Below are 22,018 nucleotides of genomic sequence, written 5' to 3'. Positions count from 1 at the left end.
CCTATACCAGTTCCACCTCCACGACGCCCGGCACGGCACCGATGGCGGCGGCAATGCGATGGTCGATGCGATAACGGCTGGGCAACGCCACCTCGACCTCACCCTGCCCTTCCTCCTTCAGCACGACAATGCTGACCTGGCCCTCGCCGCTCTGCCCGAGGCGGGCGGCGACCGAGTCGACCGGGGCGGCCCCGCGCACGAAGATACGCAACTGCTTCTCCACGCGGCCGGCGGCATCGTCCAGCGACTGCACGCTGTTGATGCGAAGGTTGACGCCTTCCGGACGATCCTCGGCCGAAACGGTGATCACCACCGAGCGGCCGGGCTCGAGCAGGTCGCGATACTGCGCCAGCGCCTCGGAAAACAGCACCGCCTCGTACTGGCCGGTGTTGTCGGAAAAGACCACGACGCCCATCTTGTTGCCGGTACGCGTCTTTCGCTCCTGCTTGGTGGAGACGGTGCCCGCCAACCGCCCGGCCGAAGCGCCGCGCTTGACGGCGGCGGAAAACTCCGCCCAATTCTGCACCCGCATCTTCTGCAACGCCGCCTTGTACTCGTCGAGAGGGTGCGCCGAGAGATAGAAGCCCACCACCTGGAATTCCCGGTGCAGCCGGTCCGCCGCCAGCCAAGGTTCGGTGGCAGGCAGGTGCAGCGCCTGCGACTGCGCCCCCAGCGACGCGCCGAAAATGTCGGCCTGCCCCGAGGTCGCGTTCTGCTGGGCGAGCGCGGCCAATCCCATCATGCGCTCCACCCCGGCCATCATGGTGGCGCGGTCCTCGCCGAAGCAGTCGAGCGCGCCCGCCATGATCAGGCTTTCGAACACGCGCTTGCCGACGATCTTCGGGTCGATGCGCTCGCAGAAGTCGGCGAGGCTCTTGAACTGGCCGTCCTTGCGCTTTTCCACGATGTGCTCGACGGCCGCGTCGCCGACGCCCTTCAGCGCGGCCAGCGAGTAGAAGATGCGGTTCTCGCCCACCTCGAAGGCACGGAAACTGGTCTGCACCGAGGGCGCGACCACCTCGATGCCGAGGCGCATCGCGTCCTGCCGGAAGTCGGCCAGCTTGTCGGTATTCGACATGTCGAGGGTCATCGACGCGGCGAGAAACTCGACCGGGTAATGCGCCTTGAGATAGGCCGTCTGATAGGACACCACGGCATAGGCCGCCGCGTGGCTCTTGTTGAAGCCGTAGTCGGCGAACTTCGCCAAGAGGTCGAAGATGAAATCGGCCTGCGGCTTGGTGACGCCGCGCTCGACCGCGCCCGAGACGAAGCGCTCGCGCTGCTTGTCCATCTCGGCGCGGATCTTCTTGCCCATGGCGCGGCGCAGCAGGTCGGCTTCGCCCAGCGAATAGCCGGCCAGTTCCTGCGCGATCTGCATCACCTGTTCCTGGTAGACGATGACCCCTTGAGTCTCCTTCACCAGATGGTCGATCTTTGGGTGGATCGAGGCGATCTCCTCCTCGCCGTGCTTGCGGGCGTTGTAGGTCGGGATGTTCTCCATCGGCCCCGGCCGGTAGAGCGCCACCAGCGCGATGATGTCCTCGATGCAGTCGGGCTTCATGCCGAGCAGCGCCTTGCGCATGCCCGCACTTTCCACCTGGAACACGCCGACCACCTCGCCGCGCGACAGCATGGCATAGGTTTTCTCGTCGTCGAGCGGGATGTGCGCCAGATCGATGTCGACGCCGCGCCGGGCGATCAGCTTGACGGCGGTGTTCAGCACCGTCAGCGTCTTCAGTCCGAGGAAGTCGAACTTCACCAGTCCGGCCTGCTCGACATATTTCATGTTGAACTGGGTGACCGGCATGTCCGAGCGCTGGTCGCGATACATCGGCACCAGTTCCGAGAGCGGCCGGTCGCCGATGACGATGCCGGCGGCGTGCGTCGAGGCATGGCGATAAAGCCCCTCCAGCTTCTGCGCCACGGTAAGCAGCGTCTGGACGATCGGCTCCTTCTCCACCTCCTCGGCAAAGCGCGGCTCACCCTCGATCGCCTGCCCCAGCGAAACCGGATGCGCCGGGTTCTGCGGCACCATCTTGCACAGCCGGTCGACCTGCCCGTAGGGCATTTGCAGTACGCGACCCACGTCGCGCAGCACCGCGCGGGCCTGCAGCGTACCGAAGGTGATGATCTGGCCGACCTGGTCGCGGCCGTAGCGGCCCTGCACGTAGCGGATCACCTCCTCGCGGCGGTCCTGGCAGAAGTCGATGTCGAAGTCCGGCATCGAGACGCGCTCGGGGTTGAGGAAGCGCTCGAACAGCAGCGAGAAGCGCAGCGGGTCGATGTCGGTGATGGTGAGCGCATAGGCGACCAGCGAGCCGGCGCCCGAGCCACGCCCCGGCCCGACCGGGATGCCGTGCGCCTTCGCCCATTTGATGAAGTCCGAGACGATGAGGAAGTAGCCCGGAAACTTCATGCGCTCGATGATGCCGAGTTCGAAGGCGAGCCGCTCGCGGTATTGCTCCTCGGTATGGCCGGCGGTCGGGCCATGGACGGCAAGGCGCTTGTCCAACCCTTCCCACGCCTGCCGGGTGAGTTCGGCGGCTTCCGCCTTGACGACGGCTTCCGCGTCCTCGACGTCGCCGCCGGTAAAGCGCGGCAGGATCGGCTTGCGGGTTTGCGGATAGTAGGAACAGCGCAGCGCGATCTCGACCGTATTGTCCAGAGCTTCCGGCAGGTCGGCGAACAGCGCGACCATCTCTGCCTGGCTGCGGAGATAATTGTCCGGCGACAGGTGGCGGCGGTTGTCCGCGGCCACAACCGAACCGTCAGCGATGGCGAGCAGCGCATCATGCGCCTCGTAGTCCTCGCGCGACGAGAAAAAGGCCTCGTTGGTGGCGACCAGCGGCAGTTCGTGCTTGTAGGCGAGGTCGATCGACGCCTGCTCGATGGCGCGGTCATAGGCGCCGACGCGCTCCAGTTCGACATAGAGCCGATCGCCGAACATCGCCTTCAATGCAAGCAGGCGGGCCTCGGCGAGATCGCGCCGCTCCTGCTTCAGCGCATGGCCGATCGGCCCGCGCGGGCCGCCGGTGAGGCAGATCAGGCCCTCGCAGCTTTCCTCCATCATGGAAGTGGTCAGGTGAACCGGTTCGCCGGGCGGCGTTTCCAGGTAGACGCGGCTGACCAGCCGCACGAGGTTGGCATAGCCCGTTTCCGTCGCCGCGATCAGCACCAGCGGCCGCAGTTCCGGCCCCTGCCGGCGCCGGTCGCGCTGCCCCTCGGCTTCCTCGCCCGAGAAGGCCAGGTCGACCTGGCAGCCGATGATCGGCTGGATGCCGTCCTTGACTGCCTTCTGCGCGTATTCCAGCGCGCCGAACAGGTTGTTGGTGTCGGTGATGGCGATGGCCGGCGCACCGTCCTTCACCGCATGGCCGATGATCTTGCCGAGTTGCAATGCGCCTTCGAGCAGCGAATAGGCGGAATGGACGCGCAGGTGGATGAACGCGCGCCCGCCGGGCGCTGCCGCCTGGGGCGGCGTGTCGTTCTGAAATCCGTCTTCTGCCATCGTCAATCGCTCGCGGGACTCGGGGGAAAGATCAGGCCCATTGTCCGGAACCCTGCCCCATCCGTCCAGCAAAATGACCGCGTTAGCCCAATAGCCTGTGGGTTATGCGAATTCCATGATGACTGCATCGACCGCGAGGCTGTCGCCCGGCTTGGCGGCAAGCTTCGCCACCGTCAGGTCGCGCTCGGCGCGCAGCACGTTCTCCATCTTCATCGCCTCGACCACAGCCAGCGTCTGGCCCGCCTTGACCTCCTGCCCCTCGGCGACGGCGATCGAGACGATCAGCCCCGGCATCGGGCACAAAAGCAGCTTCGAGGTATCGGGCGCCACCTTCTCCGGCATCAGCTTCTCGAGCTCGGCGGTGCGCGGCAGCATCGCATGGGCATCGACCGCCATGCCTTTCCAGGCGATGCGCACACCGTTGGGCACCGGCCGCAACTGCGCCGAAACAGCACGGCCGCCCACGGTACCGCGCCACACGGCGTCGCCCGGGCGCCAGTCCGACAACACCGTCAGCGCCTTGCCCCCGGCGATCGACAGGTCGACCTCCATGGGGATCGAAATCATGCCTTCGAGGATTTCGGCCGAAAGATACTCCTCGCCGAGCTTCACCACCCAGTGGCGCTTCAGCGCGCCCGAATGCGGCGCAAGCCGCCCGCCGAGCCGGTCGAGACGGTCCTTGCGCAACAGTTCCACCGCGATCGCAACCGAGGCCAGCACCGCCTTTTCCTGCGCGTCGGGAACGATCGGCGAAAACCCTTCGGGATATTCTTCGGCGATGAAGCCGGTCGAAAGCCGCCCTTCGCGCCAGCGCGGATGCTGCATCAGCGCCGACAGGAACGGGATATTGTGCTCGATGCCTTCGACGACGAACTCGTCCAGCGCCTGCGACATGGCGTCGATGGCGGCAAGCCGCGTCGGCGCCCAGGTACACAGCTTGGCCAGCATCGGGTCGTAGAACATCGAGATTTCCGACCCTTCGGTAACGCCCGTGTCGTTTCGCACGACGATGTCGCCTTCCCCGCCTTCCTCCGGCGGCCGGTAGCGCGTCAGCCTTCCGATCGAGGGCAGAAAGTTGCGGTACGGGTCCTCCGCATAGAGGCGGCTTTCGACGGCCCAGCCGTCGAGCTTTATGTCGGATTGCTTGAGCGCCAGTTTCTCGCCGGCCGCGACACGGATCATCTGCTCGACCAGGTCGATGCCGGTAACGAGTTCCGTCACCGGATGCTCGACCTGCAAACGGGTGTTCATTTCAAGGAAATAGAAGTTCTTGTTGGCATCGACGATGAACTCGACGGTGCCGGCGCTCTGGTAGTCCACCGCCTTGGCCAGCGCCACCGCCTGCTCGCCCATGGCCTTGCGGGTCGCGGCATCGAGGAACGGCGATGGCGCCTCCTCCACGACCTTCTGGTTGCGGCGCTGGATCGAGCATTCACGCTCGCCGAGATAGATGCAGTTGCCATGAGCGTCGCCCAGCACCTGGATCTCGATATGCCGCGGGTCGACCACGAATTTTTCGATGAAGACGCGGTCGTCGCCGAACGAGCTCTTGGCCTCCGAGCGGGCGCGGTCGAAGCCGTCGCGTACTTCCGTTTCGCTCCAGGCGATGCGCATGCCCTTGCCGCCGCCGCCGGCGGAAGCCTTGATCATCACCGGATAGCCGATCTCGCCCGCTATTTTCTCCGCATGGTCGGCATTCTCGATGACGCCAAGAAAGCCAGGCACCGTGCTGACCTGTGCCTCGCTGGCGAATTTCTTGGATTCGATCTTGTCGCCCATGGCGCGGATCGCCTTGGGCTTGGGGCCGATGAAGACGATGCCCTCGGCCTCGAGCGCCTCGCAGAAGGAGGCGCGCTCCGACAGGAAGCCGTAGCCGGGGTGAACGGCCTGCGCACCCGTCTCCTTGCAGGCGGCAATGATCTTTTCGGCGACCAGATAGCTCTGCGCCGCGGGCGCCGGCCCGATATGCACAGCCTCGTCGGCCATGGCGACATGCACGGCCTGCCGGTCCGCATCCGAATAGACCGCGACCGTGGCTATCCCCATCTTGCGCGCGGTCCTGATGACGCGGCAGGCGATCTCGCCACGGTTGGCAATCAGGATTTTCGAAAACATGCCGGCGATATCCCCTCGAAAGCTCTTCTTGTATGGGTTCCCGCAGCAACGCTCAAGCAGGCAATAAGCCGGCAGCGTCATCGTGTCGTGTGGACAGGGCCTGCCCCGGGTTCCCGCTGGCGCCCTTGGCTGCTAGCCTTGCGGCCAACCGACCGTTTTCTCGAATCGTACTGGAGAACTGCCTGATGAAGACTCGTGCCGCCGTAGCCGTGGGCGCCGGAAAGCCGCTGGAGATCATGGAGGTCGACCTCGAAGGCCCGCGCGAAGGCGAAGTGCTGGTCGAGGTCAAGGCGACCGGCATCTGCCACACCGACGAATTCACCCTGTCAGGCGCCGATCCGGAAGGCATCTTCCCCGCCATCCTCGGCCATGAGGGCGCCGGCATCGTCGTCGACGTCGGCAAGGGCGTGACTTCGCTGAAGAAAGGCGACCACGTCATCCCGCTCTACACGCCCGAATGCCGCCAGTGCCCGTCCTGCCTGTCGCGCAAGACCAACCTGTGCACCGCCATCCGCGCCACGCAGGGCCAGGGCCTGATGCCGGACGGTACCAGCCGCTTCTCCGTCGGCGGCGAAAAGCTGTTCCATTATATGGGCTGCTCGACCTTCTCGAATTTCACCGTGCTGCCGGAGATCGCGCTGGCCAAGGTCAATCCGGACGCGCCCTTCGACAAGATCTGCTACATCGGCTGCGGCGTCACCACCGGCATCGGCGCGGTCATCAACACCGCCAAGGTGGAGATCGGCGCGACGGCAATCGTCTTCGGACTGGGCGGCATCGGCCTCAACGTCATCCAGGGCCTGAGGCTTGCCGGCGCCGACATGATCATCGGCGTCGACCTCAACAACGACAAGAAGGAATGGGGCGAGCGCTTCGGCATGACGCATTTCGTCAACCCGAAGGAGGTCGACGGCGACATCGTCCCCTACCTCGTCAACATGACCAAGCGCGGTGCCGACCAGATCGGCGGCGCCGACTACACGTTCGACTGCACCGGCAACACCAAGGTCATGCGCCAGGCACTGGAAGCCTCGCATCGCGGCTGGGGCAAGTCGGTGGTCATCGGCGTCGCCGGCGCCGGCCAGGAAATCTCGACGCGCCCGTTCCAGCTGGTCACCGGCCGTAGCTGGATGGGCACGGCCTTCGGCGGCGCGCGCGGGCGCACCGACGTGCCGAAGATCGTCGACTGGTACATGGAGGGCAAGATCCAGATCGACCCGATGATCACCCACACCATGCCGCTGGAGGACATCAACAAGGGCTTCGACCTGATGAACCAGGGCAAGTCGATCCGCTCCGTCGTCGTCTACTGAGGTTACTTGCCCGTGGCGCTGCCCACCATCTTCGTCGATGCCGACGCCTGCCCGGTGAAGGCCGAGGTGGAGAAGGTGGGAGAGCGCCACGGCATCGCCATCACCTATGTCGCGAACGGCGGCCTGCGACCGTCGCGCGATCCGATGATCCGCAACGTCGTCGTCTCGAAGGGTGCTGATGCGGCCGACGACTGGATCGTCGAAAACGCCCGGGAAAACGATGTCGTCATCACGGCCGACATTCCGCTCGCCGCCCGCGCGGTAGCGCTCGGCGCGCATGTGCTGGGGCCGACCGGACGCCCCTTCACCCCGGAAACCATCGGCATGGCGGTGGCCATGCGCAACCTGAAGCAGCATTTGCGCGAGACCGGCGAGAGCAAGGGCTACAATGCCGGCTTTTCCCCGCAGGACCGCTCCCGCTTTCTCGGCGAACTGGACCCCATCTTGCGGCGCGCGCTGAAATCCGCCACAGCTTCGTGACCATGGTTGCGGCGCCGCAAAAGAAACCATTGCATCGCCACATGCAGTTCGCCGTCTCGGCCTGCATCGGCGTGCTTGCACTGCTGGTGGCGCTGCTTTTCCACGCGCCGCTCGCCTATTCGATCGGCGCCAACGCCTTCTTCCTCGCCTATATCGTGCTGGTCCTGTGGCACATGCCGCTGCTCAGCGCCGACTATCTGAGCCGCAACGCCCGCGCCACCGATCAGCCGGTCATGGTGATCTTCCTGGTGACGCTGGTCGTCGTAGGCGTAGCCACCGTCTCGCTGTTCCAGCTGATCAACAGCAAGGAAAGCGCCGGCGCTGTGGCGCTCACCTTCGCGCTGCTTTCGATCCCGCTTGGCTGGTTCACCATCCATACCATGGCCGCCCTGCACTACGCCCATATCTACTGGATGGACGGCGAAAAGGCGGCCACGCAAGGCAAGCCGGGCAGGAAGGTTCCGGTCGGTGGCCTCGAGTTTCCCGGAACCGAGCGGCCGAAGGGATGGGATTTCCTCTATTTCTCGACCGTGATCGGCATGACGGCCCAGACCGCCGACACCGCGATCACCACGACGCGGATGCGCCGAATCGCGCTGCTGCACTCCGTCGTCGCGTTCTTCTTCAACACCGTGATCGTGGCCGCTGCCGTCAACCTCGCCGTCAGCCTGGGCGGCTGAACGGCCCGAAACGGCATTTACTTGCAAGCGATTCCAACAGCTTAGGGAAAACCCTTGACCTGAACCTTGCACCTGGGGCCCCCGCCCTTATGCTTATCCGCTCGGCGGGGTCAATCAAACACAAGCCATCAGGAGGTGCCTCGGGTGTCCGACACACCGAATATTTTCGAACAAAAGCCGGATAACGATACGTTCGGCGGCCGTTTTTCGCGAGCCCGCGACGCTGCCGGGCTAACCACCAAGGAACTGGCCTGGCGTCTCGGCGTAAAGAGCGCAACCATCAATGCCTGGGAAACCGATCGTTCCCAGCCCGGGTCGCGGCGGTTGTCGCTGCTGTCCGGCATCCTGGGTGTCAGCCTGTCCTGGCTGCTCCATGGCATCGGCATAGGCCCGAAGGAAACCGAATCGAGCGCCTTCGACGACGCGTTCGAGAATCGGTTGACCCGCCTCAAGCAGTTGCATGTCGAAACTGGCCATCTGATCGGCCAGATCGAAAGCGAACTGGATCGGCGAGTCCCCGCCTACGGCCGCTGAAAGCGTGCTCTCCATAGCTTCGTGAATAATTTTCGCCGCCCGTGTCGCCCCTAGGTGACAAAGCGTCGCCCCTGGGCTATGGAGAGCGCGTCAGGGGCCTTCACCGGCCCTACCGTTTGCGGGAGAGAGCAGCGAAAGCTGCCGCCGAAGGGGAAATCGCCCGAAATCTCTCAGGCAAAAGAACCGTCGACGGGAAACGACGCTCTGGAAAGTCGAGGCGCGAATGCCTCGCGCCGAAGGTGTAAGCGCAGCCGGATTTCCGGCAGTGCCAGTCTCTCAGGCTTCAGACAGAGGGGCACGAACCGGTCGCCACCGTGCGGCTGATCACGTGCTTTTTCTGGAGACGACATGACGGGCGATGACGCAAGACACCTCCCCCTAGAAGATATCCACAAAACCGCCGGCGCCAAGTTCGGCCCGTTCGCGGGTTGGTCGATGCCGCTGACCTATCCGGCCGGCGTCATGAAGGAACACCTTCACGTGCGCGAGCACGCCGGCCTGTTCGACATCTCGCACATGAAGCTGTTCGAGGTGGAAGGGCCGGACGCGGTTGGCCTGCTCGACCGCGCCTGCCCGCTCGATGCCGGCGCGCTCGCGCCTTCGCAGTCCAAATACACGCTGCTTCTGGACGAAAAGGCCGGCATCCTCGACGACCTCATCGTCACCCGGCTTGGCGACAACCGCTTCATGGTGGTGGCCAATGCCGGCAACGCGGTCGCCGACGAGGCGCATCTGAAGGCTGTCGCAGCTGGCTTCGACGTACGTATCACCCCGCTCGACCGCGTCTTCCTGGCGCTTCAGGGGCCGGATGCGGCGGCCGTGCTTTCGCACGCGGGCATCGACGCGGGATCGCTGGTGTTCATGCACGGAATCGAGCCGAAAAAGGACTGGTTCCTGACCCGCTCCGGCTACACCGGCGAGGACGGCTTCGAGATCGGCCTGCCGGAAGCCGACGCCCGCGAGCTGATCGCCAGGCTGTTCGAGGACGAGCGCGTGCAGTGGATCGGCCTTGCCGCCCGCGACAGCCTTCGGCTGGAAGCCGGGCTTTGCCTGCACGGACAGGACATCGGCCCCGACACCAACCCGGTCGATGCCGGGCTGATGTGGGCGATCCCAAAGGAAATCCGCGCTTCCGGCACCTTCATCGGCGCGCCGGCCTTGCGTGCGGCCATTGCGGCCGGGGCGGCCCGCAAGCGCGTCGGCCTCAAGCCCGAAGGCCGTCAGCCGGTGCGCGCCGGCACCCCGCTTTTCGACGCCGACGGCAGCGCGGCAGGGACCGTCACTTCCGGCGGCTTCGGCCCCTCGGCCGGCCATCCCGTCGCCATGGGCTATGTCTCGGCTGCTTTGGCCTCGCCCGGCACGCCGCTGTTCGCCGAAGTGCGCGGCACGAAAATTCCCGTTGCCATCCACCCTCTGCCCTTCACGCCACACCGCTATCGCAAAGGATGAATTCGATGACCAAGACCTATTTCACCGAAGACCATGAATGGATCCGCGTCGAGGGCGGCGTCGCCACCATCGGCATCACCGACTACGCGCAGGAACAGCTTGGCGATATCGTCTTCGTCGAGCTGCCGGAAATCGGCAGGCAGCTCGCCAAGGGCGACACCGCCGTCGTGGTCGAATCGGTCAAGGCCGCCTCCGACGTGTACGCGCCGGTCGACGGCGAGATCACCGAGGCCAACGAGGCGCTTTCCGCCGACCCGGCGCTGGTCAACTCGGCCGCGGCCGGCGACGGCTGGCTGTGGAAGATGAAGCTTGCCGACGAAAGCCAGCTCAACGGCCTCATGGACGAAGCCGCCTACAATTCCCATATCGGTTGAGATCAAGGCACGAAAACATGACTACGGCACCTAACCCGTTCCTGGCACGCCACGTCGGCCCCTCTGCGGCCGACACGCGCGCCATGCTCGCCACGCTCGGCGTCCCCTCCCTCGAAACGCTGGTTTCCCAGGCGGTGCCGAAGTCGATCCGGCTCGATCGCGCGCTCGCTCTGCCGGCCCCCGCCACCGAGGCGGAAGCGCTCGCCGAACTTTCGGCGCGGATTTCAAAGAATACCGTGCTGAAGAGCTTCATCGGCACCGGCTATCATGGCGTCAACGTGCCGCCGGTCATCCAGCGCAACCTGTTCGAGAACCCTGCCTGGTACACGGCCTATACGCCCTACCAGGCCGAGATCAGCCAGGGCCGGCTGGAACTCCTGTTCCATTTCCAGACATTGGTGACGGAACTCACCGGCCTGCCCGTCGCTTCCGCCTCACTGCTGGACGAGGCGACCGCCGTGGCCGAAGCGGTCGGCATTGCGGTGCGCCACCACCGCGACAAGCGCAACAAGATCGCGCTGGCCGGCACGCCGCACCCGCAGACGATCGACGTGCTGCACACCCGCTCCGAGCCGCTCGGCATCGAGATCGACGGCGACAGCATCGATGAGAACACCGCCGCCCTTCTCGTCTCGTGGCCTGACACCTTCGGCGTCTATGGCGACCACAAGGCGGCCATCGAAAAGGCACACGCGGAGGGCGCCCTGGTCGTCTTCGTCGCCGACCCGCTGGCGCTGACGCTTACCGACGCGCCGGCAAAGCTCGGCGCCGACATCGCCGTCGGCTCCATGCAGCGCTACGGCGTGCCGATGGGCTACGGTGGTCCGCATGCCGCCTATTGCGCGGTCTCCGAAAAGCTGACCCGGCTGATGCCTGGCCGCCTCGTCGGCCAGTCCATCGACACCATGGGGCGCGCCGGCTACCGCCTTGCCCTGCAGACGCGCGAGCAGCACATCCGCCGCGACAAGGCCACCTCCAACATCTGCACCGCGCAGGCGCTGCTGGCCAACATGGCGGCCGCCTATGCCGTCTGGCACGGTCCGGAAGGCCTGCAGGCGATCGCCGCGCAGGTCCACGCGCTGGCCGGCCGCCTCACCGAAGGCCTGCGCGCGGCCGGCCTCGCCGTCGAGGGAACGCAGCGCTTCGACACGGTGACGGTCGATACCAAGGGCAAGGCTGCGGACATTGCCGCGGCTGCCGAGAAGGCCGGTCTGCTGTTGCGCCTGATCGACGCCGACCGCATCGGCATTACTTTCGACGAAGCCTCGAACGAGGCCGATCTCGAAGCCATCGCCGCGCTTTTCGGGGCCAAGGCAGGCGCCAAGGCGGCACGGGCGATGCCCGGCAAGCCGCGCGGCAACGAGTTCCTGACGCAGCCTGTGTTCCACGAGAACCGCTCGGAAACCGAGATGATGCGCTTCCTGCGCCGGCTGGCCGACAAGGACCTGGCGCTCGACCGCACCATGATCCCGCTCGGCTCCTGCACCATGAAGCTCAACGCCGCCGCCGAGATGATGCCGGTAAGCTGGCCGGGAATCGCCAACCTGCATCCGTTCGCGCCGAGAGCCCATGCGGCCGGCCTGCGCGGCATGATCGACGAACTGGAAGGCTGGCTTGCCGAAATCACCGGCTTCGACGCCGTGACCTTGCAGCCGAATGCCGGCAGCCAGGGCGAATTCGCCGGCCTGCTCGCCATTCGCGGCTATCACCGCTCGCGCGGCGAAAGCCACCGCAACGTCTGCCTCATCCCCTCCTCCGCCCACGGCACCAATCCGGCAAGTGCGGCCATGGCCGGCATGAAGGTGGTGGTGGTGCGCTGCACCGAGGACGGCAACATCGACATCGACGACCTGAAGGCGAAGGCTGCAGAGCATGCCGCCGAACTGGCGGCGCTGATGTTCACCTATCCCTCGACCCACGGCGTCTATGAGGAAGGTGCGAAAGATATCTGCGCCATCGTCCATGAACAGGGCGGGCAGGTCTATTTCGACGGCGCCAACCTCAACGCGCTGGTTGGGCTGGCGCGGCCGCGCGACATCGGCGCCGATGTCTGCCACATGAACCTGCACAAGACCTTCTGCATCCCGCATGGCGGCGGCGGCCCCGGCGTCGGGCCGATCGGCGTCAAGGCGCATCTGAAGCCTTACCTGCCCGGCCACGTCGCCGAAGGCACCGCACATGCGGTGGCGGCGGCCCCCTTCGGCAGCGCCTCGATCCTGCCGATCACCTGGATGTATATCCGCATGATGGGGGCGGACGGGCTCAAGGAAGCGACCGAAACCGCAATCCTGTCGGCCAACTACATCGCCCACCAGTTGGAGGCGCATTACCCCGTTCTCTACAAGGGGCGCGGCGGGCGCGTGGCGCATGAGTGCATCCTCGACACCCGCGTGCTCAAGGAAAGCGCCGGCATCGGCGTCGAGGACATCGCCAAGCGGCTGATCGACTACGGCTTCCATGCCCCGACCATGTCGTTCCCGGTCGCCGGCACGCTGATGGTGGAGCCGACCGAATCCGAGCCGAAGCGCGAACTCGACCGCTTCTGCGAGGCGATGATCGCGATTGCCGGCGAGGCGGCGAAGGTGGCCGGCGGCGAATGGCCGGCCGGCGACAACCCGCTGGTCAATGCCCCGCATACGGCCGCCGAAACGCTGGCGGCGGAATGGGCGCATCCCTATTCGCGGCTGGAAGCGGCCTATCCCGCCGGCAATGTCGATACGGCCGCCAAATACTGGCCGCCGGTCTCGCGCATCGACAATGTCGCCGGCGACCGCAACCTGATCTGCTCCTGCCCGCCGCTCAGCAACTATCTGGGCGCGGCGGAGTAAGGGCCAGTCTTTCAAACCTCGACGCAAGGCCATCGCCTATGGTGCGGCAGACCCCCACTCCGGGTTGCTCCGCAAACCACCTCTCCCCCTCAAAAGGGTAGAGGAAGGGCGCTGTGCTTGCAGCCAGTGTTTCCTCTACCCCACGCATGTGGGGAGAGGTGGCGCGCGAAGCGCGGCGGAGTGGGGGGCGAGCCGCATAAACAATAGCCCTACCCTTCGGTGGGGGCCGGTGCCGCAAGCGCCGGCTCCCGTTTGTGTATCTCCGCCAACGCCCGCTCGATGGTCGGCGCGAGATGCACCAGCGGCGGCCTTATGCCGTGCGCAGCCAGTTCCCTTTTGACGTTGGCCGAGGTGCCGGTCAGGTAGACACCGACATTGCGGCCGGCAGCCTTGCGCGCCAGGTTCTCGATGGTCTGAGCGCCGGTGGAATCCACGAACGGCACGGCGGTGAAATCGACCACGAGGTTGCGGTGGCCTTCGCCGATCCGCTCCAGCACCGCACCGATGGACGATGCGGCGCCGAAGAAGAAGGCGCCCGAAATCCGGTAGACGACGACGCTCGGGTCCTGCTGCGCCCGCTCGTCATAAGAGCCGCGCGAGCCGTCGTCCGGCGTGTCCTCGCCCACCAGCGGCAGGTTGGCTTCCACCGCCGTTGTCTGCGACATGCGATGGATGAACAGCACCGACCCGAGCGCGAAACCGACGATGATCGCCTCGGTCAGCCCGCGGAACAGCGTGATGCCGAGCGTCGCCAGGAGAACGGCGGCGTCGCCGTGCGAGGCTTTCAGCAGTGTTGCGAAGGCGTGGCGCTCGACCATGTTCCAGCACACCACCGCCAGCACCGCCGCCAGCACCGCCAGCGGAATGTAGCTGGCCAGCGGCGCGGCAACCAGAATGAACAGGAGCAGGAACACCGAGTGCATCATGCCCGAGATGGGGCCATGTGCGCCGGCCCGCACATTGGTGGCGGTGCGCGCCACCGTGCCGGTCACGCAGATGCCGCCGAACAGGCCGGACATGATGTTGGCAACCCCCTGCCCGACCAGTTCGCAGTTCGAGCGATGGCGCCGTCCGGTCATGCTGTCGGCGACCACGGCCGACAACAGCGACTCGATGGCTCCGAGAAGAGTGAAGGACACCGCATTGGGCAGCACCGCCTGCAACTTCTCCAGGCTGACCGCGGGCAGAGCCGGCAGCGGCAGCGAGCGCGGGATGCCGCCGAACTGCGTGCCTATGGTCTCCACGGGAAGCTTGAGGACGGCCGTCACAACCGCCGCCAGCGCCACGACGATGAGCATGCCCGGCCAGCGCGGCCGCACCATGCGCAGCACGACGAGGGCGACGATGCTGGCCACCGAAAGGGCGAGCGTGGCCGGCGAGAACGTCGGCAGGTGTTCCCACAGGAAAGGGATCTTCTGCGTCAGCGGCCCCGGCTCCGTCCCGCTGAAGGAAAGGCCGAACAGATGGGTGATCTCGCCCGAAAAGATCGTCAGCGCGATGCCGGCGGTAAAGCCGATGGTGACCGGATAGGGAATGAACTTGATATAGGTGCCGAGCCGCAGGTAGCCGATGGCCATCAGCATGAAGCCCGCTATGATCGTGGCCAGGATCAGCCCGTCCGTGCCGTGCTGCTGCACGGTGGCCGCCACCAGTACGATGAAGGCGCCGGCCGGCCCGCCCATCTGGAAGCGGCTACCGCCGAGCAGCGAGACGAAGAAGCCGCCGACGATCGAGGTATAGAGTCCCTGCGCCGGCGAAGCGTTGGAGCCGATGGCAATCGCCATGGACAGGGGCAGCGCCACGATCGCCACCGTCAGCCCGGCCATGACGTCGGCGCGGAAGTGACCGAACGTGTAGCCCTCGCGCAAGACGGTGACGAGCTTGGGCGTATAGAGCTCCGCAAAGCTCGGCCGCGCCGACTGCGAGGAAAACGTCTGTGTGGTCATTTGAGCTCTGCTACCTCATCGGAGGCGGCGGATCGTCGGCACAGGTCGGCGCTCGCCGTCAGGAAAAACCGCGGCTCAACCACCCGGCGTCGGTGCCGGTTCCTTCAGCCGCACGCCGCGCCCGCCGCCGGTGCTGGCGGCCCCCTCGCCGATCAGGTCGACGCCGGCGCGGCTGAGCGCCTCGACGACCCTCGTCAGGCTCTCGACGACGCCGCGAACGGTGCCTTCGCTGGCTTCCATGCGCTGGATGGTCGGCACCGAAAGCCCGGCGAGTTCCGCCAGTTGCTTCTGGTCGATCCCCAACAGCGCGCGAGCCGCCTTCATCTGGCCACCGGTAATCACGAGATTGAACCGCTTTCAATTATCAGAACGATCATTATCACCTCCATATTGATGTGTCATCTATCAAGAATGCCGCACCATATATTCAAAGTAACGTTTCAAACTCGGCGCCTTGGGCGAGCGGTGGGACCACCGCCGCGTGCCGCATCGGCCACAAAGCGGGACAAATCCCCCGATAGGGCTTGACCCGCCGCTCTCCCATGAACAGAACACGAACCCGGATGCCTTGCCTTGCAAAGCATGGCAGTATCGGCAGTGATTCGAAATATTGGAAATCTGATCTCGATGGATGACGCCAACGATCTTTTCGGCAGTCTCGACAAGCGGCCGCAGCCGGCCGCGCGCCCATTGGACCCGATGGTGCTGGCGCTGCAGAAGTCGACGCTGAAGAAAACCGCCCCCGTCGCCGATGGCAGCGACGGCTACAGCGCCGCCGACATCGAGGTTCTGGAAGGGCTGGAGCCGGTGCGCCGCCGCCCCGGAATGTATATCGGCGGCACCGACGCCAAGGCGCTGCACCACCTGTTCGCGGAAGTCATCGACAACTCGATGGACGAGGCGGTGGCCGGCCACGCCACCTTCATCGAGGTCGAGCTTTCGGCGGACGGCTTTCTGTCCGTCACCGACAATGGCCGCGGCATCCCGGTCGACATGCACCCGAAGTTCAAAAAGCCGGCGCTCGAAGTCATCATGACGACGCTGCATTCAGGCGGCAAATTCGATTCCAAGGTCTACGAGACGTCCGGCGGCCTGCATGGCGTCGGCGTTTCCGTGGTCAACGCGCTGTCCGACAGCCTGGAAGTGGAGGTGGCGCGCGGCCGCAAGCTCTATCGCCAGAATTTTTCGCGCGGCGTCGCTACCGGCGGGCTCGAACAGCTCGGCGAAATCCACAACCGGCGCGGCACGAAAATCCGCTTTCACCCCGACGAGCAGATTTTCGGCAAGGGCGCGGCCTTCGAGCCGGCGCGCCTCTACAAGATGACGCGCGCGAAAGCCTATCTGTTCGGCGGCGTCGAAATCCGCTGGGCCTGCGACCCCTCGCTGCTCAAGGAAAAGGACGAGACGCCGCCCAGGGCGACCTTCCACTTCCCCGGCGGTCTCAAGGACTACCTCGCCTCCTCGCTCGGCAGCGAATTCCAGGTCACGCAGGAAATCTTTGCCGGCAAGACGGAAAAGCAGGGTGGCCACGGCTCGCTCGAATGGGCGGTGAGCTGGTACGGCGGCGACGGTTATCTGCTTTCCTACTGCAACACCGTGCCGACCGGCGAAGGCGGCACGCATGAGGCCGGCTTCCGCAACGTGCTGACGCGCGGATTGCGCGCCTATGGCGAGTTGATCGGCAACAAGCGCGCCTCCGTCATCAGTTCGGAAGACGTGATGATCTCGGCGGCAGGCATGCTGTCGGTGTTCATCCGCGAGCCGGAGTTCGTCGGCCAGACCAAGGACCGGCTGGCGACCATCGAGGCGGTACGCATCGTCGAGAACGCCATCCGCGACCCGTTCGACCACTGGCTGGCCGCCAACCCGCAGGAAGCCTCGAAGCTGCTCGACTGGGTGGTGGCGCGCGCCGACGAGCGGGTGCGCCGGCGCCAGGAAAAGGAAGTGTCGAGGAAGAGCGCGGTGCGCAAGCTGCGCCTGCCGGGCAAGCTCGCCGACTGCACGCAGAACGCGGCCGCCGGCGCCGAACTGTTCATCGTCGAGGGCGATTCGGCCGGCGGCTCGGCCAAGCAGGCGCGCGACCGCGCCAGCCAGGCGGTGCTGCCATTGCGCGGAAAAATCCTCAATGTCGCCAGCGCCGGCCACGACAAGCTGACGGCCAACCAGCAGATTTCGGATCTGATCCAGGCGCTGGGCTGCGGCACGCGCTCCAAGTACCGCGACGAGGACCTTCGCTACGACCGCGTCATCATCATGACCGACGCCGATGTCGACGGCGCGCATATCGCCTCGCTGCTCATCACCTTCTTTTATCAGGAGATGCCGGCGCTGATCCGCGGCGGCCACCTCTACATGGCGGTGCCGCCGCTCTACTCGATCCGCCAGGGCGGCAAGATCGCCTATGCGCGCGACGACGCCCACAAGGACGAATTGCTGCGCACGGAGTTTACCGGGCGCGGCAAGGTCGAAATCGGCCGCTTCAAGGGCCTCGGCGAAATGATGGCCGGCCAGCTGAAGGAAACCACCATGGACCCGAAGAAGCGCACGCTTCTCAGGGTCGACGTGATCGACGCCGAAAAGGAAACCAAGGAAGCGGTGGAAGCGCTGATGGGCACCAAGCCGGAAGCGCGCTTCCGCTTCATCCAGGAACGCGCCGAGTTCGCGGAAGCCGACGCGCTGGACATCTGACTTTCTGCAACCCCGGATGCGGAGCGGGCGCGTGGGCTTTGCGTGGGTGCGACAACATCTAGCCGCCCGCGCGGCCAGCCTTCCGCGCCCGACGCGCAGCGACTGGATTTTTGCGCTGCGTACCACCTCGGCCGGGCTGATCGCCCTTCTCGCGGCCTACGCGCTCAACCTCGACCACCCGCAATGGGCGATGATGACGGTGTTCATCGTGGCCCAGCCGGTCGCCGGCATGGTGCTGGCCAAAGGCTTCTTCCGGCTGCTCGGCACGCTGGTCGGCGCGGTGGCTGCAATCGGCCTCACCGCCCTTCTCGGCACCGATCCCTGGCTGTTCGTTACCGCGCTCGCCCTCTGGATCGGCCTTTGCACCTATGTCTCGTCGCTCCTGCGCAACCCGGAGGCCTATGGCGCGGCGCTCGCCGGCTATACGGCAACCATCATCGCCCTGCCCGCCTTCGGCCATCCGCACCTTGTGCTCGAACTGGCAATGGCGCGCTGCGGCGAGATCATCATCGGCATCGCCTGCGCGGGGCTGACCAGCCGGCTGCTGCTGCCGCAGCTTGCGCGCGATGCGATGCATTCGCGGCTGGAACGCTGCATCCTCGATCTTGCCGCCTATGCGGGCGGAGCGTTCGGCGGCGACCCGGCTCCGCTCGACATGCAGTATAGCAAGCTGGTCGCCGAGACGCAGGCGCTCGGCGAGATGCGCACCTATGCGCGGCTGGAAGCGCCCAGCATGACGACGCGCGCCCATCCGCTGCGGCGCACCATCGGCTACCTGCTGTCGGCTCTCTCGGCGGCGCGCGTGCTGCACACCTACACGGCGCCGCAGAACCTCGCGCTGATGCCGGTGCGGCGCGAATTGAAAACCGTCGTCGACGAGATGGCAGCGGTGCCGTCGCTCGACGACATCCGGCCGTGGGTTGCGAAATTCGACGCCATCTCCAGCCATGCGGCGCAGACCGCCACCGAACACGCCGACAGCGTCGATACGCTGACCCGCGTCACGATCGCCGGCGAGTTCGCCGACGCCATGAACCAGGTCCTGCGCGGCCTCGATGCGTTGCGTGCTCCCCCGGCGGGGCGGGCGGATTCACGGCGCCAGCCGGCGCTTGTCATCCACCGCGACGGCCATGCGGCGTGGCGCAACGCCCTGCGGGCGGCGATCGCCACCATGCTGGTGGCCGCGTTCTGGCTGGCGACCAAATGGTCGGAGGCCGCCGGCATCGTCATCATCGTGGCGGTGGTGGCGAGCCTCTTTGCGCCACGCCCCTCGCCCGTGGAGATCGCCTGGGGCTTCTTCAAGGGAACCCTGCTGGCGCTGCCCTTCGCCTATCTCGTCGGGCAGATCGCGCTGCCGGCCCTGCCCGGCTTCGGCTGGTTCATCGTCTTCGTGGTGCCGATCCTCGTTCCGGCCGCGCTGGCGATGGCCAATCCGCGCCTGGTGGGCGTGGCAACGGCGTTCGCCATCAATTTCCTCGCCTTCCTCAGCCCGCATCAGGTCATGACCTATAACCCGGCCGAGTTTTTCGGCAGTTCGGCTTCGATCCTGGTCGGCATCCTGCTTGCCATCGGCGTCTACCTCGTCGTCCTGCCGGCCGATCCGTGGGCGACCGCAAACCGCATCGCAGCGGCGATGCGCCAGGACCTCGCCCGGCTTTGCCTGCACGAAAGAATTCCGCGCCGCTCGGCTTTCGAAAGCCTGGCCTATGATCGCATCAACCAGCTGATGCCGCTCGTTCGCCGGTTGGGGCGCCGTGGCGAGGCTTTCCTCGGCGGCGGCATTGCCGCCGTCACGCTCGGCCTCGAAATCCTGCGGCTGCGCAATCTCCAGCGTGCTTCAGCGACACCGGTCGATGTCTCGCAGAAAATCACGGATTTCCTGGCAAAACTGACCCGCGATCTCCTCGGCGGGCATCCGGCGAAAAGCTGGGCCGCCGCCATCGCCGGGATACGGAACGATGCCGCGGCGCTGGCCGCCGCAGGCAACGACGCGAACTCCCTGAACGTCGCGGTATCGCTGCGCATCATCGCCGCCGCGATCGAAAACTATCCGGAATTCTTCGAGGGACCGGCGTAGCTACCGCTCGTATTTCTCGACCGTCTGCTCGATGGCGCCGAAGATGGAGCGGCCGGCGGCGTCCTTCATCTCAATGCGCACCTTGTCGCCGAAGGACAGGAACGGCGTTTTCGGCGCGCCACCCTTGATCGTCTCGGCGATGCGCTGCTCCGCGATGCAGGAAAAGCCTGCGCCGCCAGCCGAAACCGGCTTGCCCGGCCCGCCGCCATGGCGGTTCGACACCGTGCCCGAGCTGACGATCGTGCCGGCGCACAGCGACCGGGTTCTCGCGGCATGGGCGATCAGCGCCGGGAAATCGAAATTCATGTCGACCCCCGCATTGGCCCGACCGAACGGCCTGCCGTTGACTTCCACCAGTAGGGGAAGGCTGAGCTTGCCGCCGTCCCAGGCCACGCCCAGCTCGTCCGGCGTGACCGCCACCGGCGAAAAGGCGGTGGACGGCTTGCCCTGGAAAAAGCCGTAGCCTTTCGCCAGCTCGCCCGGAATAAGTTCGCGCAAGGAAACGTCGTTGGCGAGCATGACCAGACGGATCGCCGCGCGCGCCTCGTCGAGGCTGGCGCCCATGGGTACGTCGCTGACGACGACGGCCACTTCCCCTTCCATGTCGATGCCGTCAGCCTCGTCGGCGGCGAGCAGCGCGCCACGCGGATCGATGAAGGAATCCGAGCCGCCCTGATAGAGCAGCGGTTCGGTGAGAAAATTTTCCGGCGCCTTGTCGCCCTGCGCCTTGCTCATCTGCTTGACATGGCTGCCATAGACCGAACCGCCGACCCATTGATAGGCGCGTGGCAAGGGCGAGCGCGCGTCGTTCTCGTGGAAGCGCCCCGATGGCACCGCATCCGCCTCCAGAGAATGCCCGAGCGCTTCGAGGTGGGGCGCCAGCCTTTGCCAGTCGTCCAGCGCGCCTTGCAGGGTCGGCACGAGGAAGGAGGCGTCGGTATAGCGCGTCAGGTCGCGGGAAACGACGACCAGCCTGCCGTCGCGCTTCCCGTTCTTCAAGGTTGCAAGCTTCATGCGGTTTCCCCTCGCGACGCGACTCCGGCGTCCGGCTCCACCACAAGCCCATCGCGCGCGATCGTCAAGGCACCCGACCAGCTTTTTCGCGCGGCGGCGATCCAGTCCGCCTCGCCGATTGCCGGATCGTCGGCCGGAATCAGGTGATTGAGCACCAGCCGCCCGACGCCGGCCTCGGTGGCGACGCGGCCGGCTTGCTCGGCAAAGCTGTGGCTGGCAACGAGGTGCTGGCGCAAGCGCGCGCCGTTGCCTGTACGGGCCACCAGCCGTTCGATCCCCTCTCCCAGCATCGCCTCGTGGACCAGGATATCGGCGCCGCGTGCGAAATCGGCGAGCGGCGGGAAGAAGGCGGTGTCAGACGAGAACACCACGCTCAGCCCCGGATATTCGAAACGCAGCGCAAAGCAATCGGTCACCGGCGGGTGGTCGACGCGCAGGGCCGAAACGCGCAACCCGCCCTCCTCCATCACCATGCCCTCGCCGAATTCGCGCACGCGCACGAGATCCCGGAGATCCGGCCGGCCTTCGTCGGCAATGCGGGTATCGATGTCGAACGCCAGCGAACGGGTAAAATGACGCCAGTAGTCACCGGTTCCGACAGGGCCGAACACCGTGACCGGGCGCGACAGGCCAGCGGTCCAGGCCGTATGCACGAGCGGCCCCAGTTCCAGCACGTGATCGGAATGCAGGTGGGTGATGAAGACGAGGTCGAGCGACTTCAGGTGCAAGCCGGCATCGACCAGGCCGCGCGTGACCCCGAGGCCGCAATCCACGACGACCCGGCGGCCGGCGATTTCCAGCAGCGAGGATGTCGGCGAGGGACCGCCCGGCCGAATCGCCGGGCCGCCCTTGCATCCCAGAAGCACGAGCCGGTCGCCCGATGGCATGTCACTCACCCTGAGCCACCCTCAAAAACCGCTGGCATTCCTGCGTGTGGCGGCAGGCGAGCCCGCTGCATTGCCTCGCTTTACATTGAATATCTTTCCTCGGAACCCATGGGAATCGTTTCCTT

Annotated in this window: 15 protein-coding genes and 1 riboswitch; of the genes, 9 read left to right on the top strand and 6 right to left on the bottom strand. The window is 66.0% G+C overall.

Annotated elements, in window-relative coordinates; all coding sequences use genetic code 11:
* Position 1: 1 nt before the first annotated feature.
* Both dnaE and ACFOHJ_RS16315 read right to left on the bottom strand, forming a co-directional pair.
* Positions 2 to 3,508 (bottom strand): DNA polymerase III subunit alpha, encoded by a 3,507-nt coding sequence (gene dnaE / locus ACFOHJ_RS16320; RefSeq protein ID WP_378222254.1) that lies wholly within the window; start codon positions 3,506 to 3,508, stop codon positions 2 to 4.
* A 102-nt stretch (positions 3,509 to 3,610) separates the two neighbouring features.
* Positions 3,611 to 5,623: an acetyl-CoA carboxylase biotin carboxylase subunit gene (locus ACFOHJ_RS16315; protein ID WP_378222252.1), complete on the bottom strand. Its 2,013-nt coding sequence runs from the start codon at positions 5,621 to 5,623 to the stop codon at positions 3,611 to 3,613.
* A 185-nt stretch (positions 5,624 to 5,808) separates the two neighbouring features.
* Here ACFOHJ_RS16315 and ACFOHJ_RS16310 point away from each other — a divergent pair, with 185 nt between their 5' ends.
* The 7 genes from ACFOHJ_RS16310 (at position 5,809) to gcvP (ending at position 13,281) form a co-directional block, all read left to right on the top strand.
* Positions 5,809 to 6,936, top strand: coding sequence for an S-(hydroxymethyl)glutathione dehydrogenase/class III alcohol dehydrogenase (locus ACFOHJ_RS16310; protein ID WP_378222251.1), 1,128 nt, complete (start codon positions 5,809 to 5,811; stop codon positions 6,934 to 6,936).
* 12 nt (positions 6,937 to 6,948) lie between these two features.
* Positions 6,949 to 7,416 carry a YaiI/YqxD family protein gene (locus ACFOHJ_RS16305; protein ID WP_378222249.1) on the top strand — a complete coding sequence of 156 codons (468 nt, stop codon included), beginning with the start codon at positions 6,949 to 6,951 and terminating at the stop codon, positions 7,414 to 7,416.
* 41 nt (positions 7,417 to 7,457) lie between these two features.
* Entirely contained in the window at positions 7,458 to 8,096 is a 639-nt protein-coding gene (locus ACFOHJ_RS16300; protein WP_378222247.1) for a DUF1345 domain-containing protein, read from the top strand.
* A 144-nt stretch (positions 8,097 to 8,240) separates the two neighbouring features.
* Positions 8,241 to 8,630 carry a helix-turn-helix domain-containing protein gene (locus tag ACFOHJ_RS16295; protein WP_378222245.1) on the top strand — a complete coding sequence of 130 codons (390 nt, stop codon included), beginning with the start codon at positions 8,241 to 8,243 and terminating at the stop codon, positions 8,628 to 8,630.
* A 109-nt stretch (positions 8,631 to 8,739) separates the two neighbouring features.
* A riboswitch (glycine riboswitch) is annotated at positions 8,740 to 8,826 on the top strand.
* Between the two features lie 152 nt (positions 8,827 to 8,978).
* Positions 8,979 to 10,079, top strand: coding sequence for a glycine cleavage system aminomethyltransferase GcvT (gcvT, locus tag ACFOHJ_RS16290; RefSeq protein ID WP_378222243.1), 1,101 nt, complete (start codon positions 8,979 to 8,981; stop codon positions 10,077 to 10,079).
* Positions 10,080 to 10,084: 5 nt separating this feature from the next.
* Positions 10,085 to 10,453 (top strand): glycine cleavage system protein GcvH, encoded by a 369-nt coding sequence (gene gcvH / locus ACFOHJ_RS16285; RefSeq protein ID WP_378222241.1) that lies wholly within the window; start codon positions 10,085 to 10,087, stop codon positions 10,451 to 10,453.
* A 17-nt stretch (positions 10,454 to 10,470) separates the two neighbouring features.
* On the top strand, positions 10,471 to 13,281 hold the full coding sequence (gcvP, locus tag ACFOHJ_RS16280; RefSeq protein WP_378222239.1) for an aminomethyl-transferring glycine dehydrogenase: 2,811 nt from the start codon (positions 10,471 to 10,473) through the stop codon (positions 13,279 to 13,281).
* A 209-nt stretch (positions 13,282 to 13,490) separates the two neighbouring features.
* Here the strand turns inward: gcvP and ACFOHJ_RS16275 are convergent, their stop codons facing one another.
* Positions 13,491 to 15,227: a SulP family inorganic anion transporter gene (locus ACFOHJ_RS16275; RefSeq protein WP_378222238.1), complete on the bottom strand. Its 1,737-nt coding sequence runs from the start codon at positions 15,225 to 15,227 to the stop codon at positions 13,491 to 13,493.
* Between the two features lie 75 nt (positions 15,228 to 15,302).
* Positions 15,303 to 15,569, bottom strand: a complete 267-nt coding sequence (locus ACFOHJ_RS16270; RefSeq protein ID WP_378222236.1) for a helix-turn-helix domain-containing protein — start codon at positions 15,567 to 15,569, stop codon at positions 15,303 to 15,305.
* Positions 15,570 to 15,854: 285 nt separating this feature from the next.
* On the opposite strand from ACFOHJ_RS16270, the gene parE reads away from it, so the two are divergent.
* Positions 15,855 to 17,915, top strand: coding sequence for a DNA topoisomerase IV subunit B (gene parE, locus ACFOHJ_RS16265; RefSeq protein ID WP_378222234.1), 2,061 nt, complete (start codon positions 15,855 to 15,857; stop codon positions 17,913 to 17,915).
* A 16-nt stretch (positions 17,916 to 17,931) separates the two neighbouring features.
* A complete protein-coding gene (locus tag ACFOHJ_RS16260; RefSeq protein ID WP_378222233.1) occupies positions 17,932 to 19,992 on the top strand; it encodes an FUSC family protein in 2,061 nt (686 codons plus the stop codon).
* On the opposite strand, the gene ACFOHJ_RS16255 is transcribed toward ACFOHJ_RS16260, so the two are convergent.
* Together ACFOHJ_RS16255 and ACFOHJ_RS16250 are read right to left on the bottom strand one after the other, a co-directional pair.
* A complete protein-coding gene (locus ACFOHJ_RS16255) occupies positions 19,993 to 21,006 on the bottom strand; it encodes a fumarylacetoacetate hydrolase family protein (protein ID WP_378222231.1) in 1,014 nt (337 codons plus the stop codon). It abuts the gene before it with no gap.
* Positions 21,003 to 21,893, bottom strand: a complete 891-nt coding sequence (locus ACFOHJ_RS16250) for an MBL fold metallo-hydrolase (protein ID WP_378222229.1) — start codon at positions 21,891 to 21,893, stop codon at positions 21,003 to 21,005. Before ACFOHJ_RS16250 ends, ACFOHJ_RS16255 begins: the two co-directional genes overlap by 4 nt.
* Positions 21,894 to 22,018: the final 125 nt, after the last annotated feature.

Origin of the sequence: Aquamicrobium soli (assembly GCF_042646345.1) — a bacterium.
GTDB lineage: Bacteria > Pseudomonadota > Alphaproteobacteria > Rhizobiales > Rhizobiaceae > Mesorhizobium > Mesorhizobium soli_A.
Note: the sequence above shows the minus strand (reverse complement) of the source record. Positions and strands in the feature narration are given on the sequence as shown.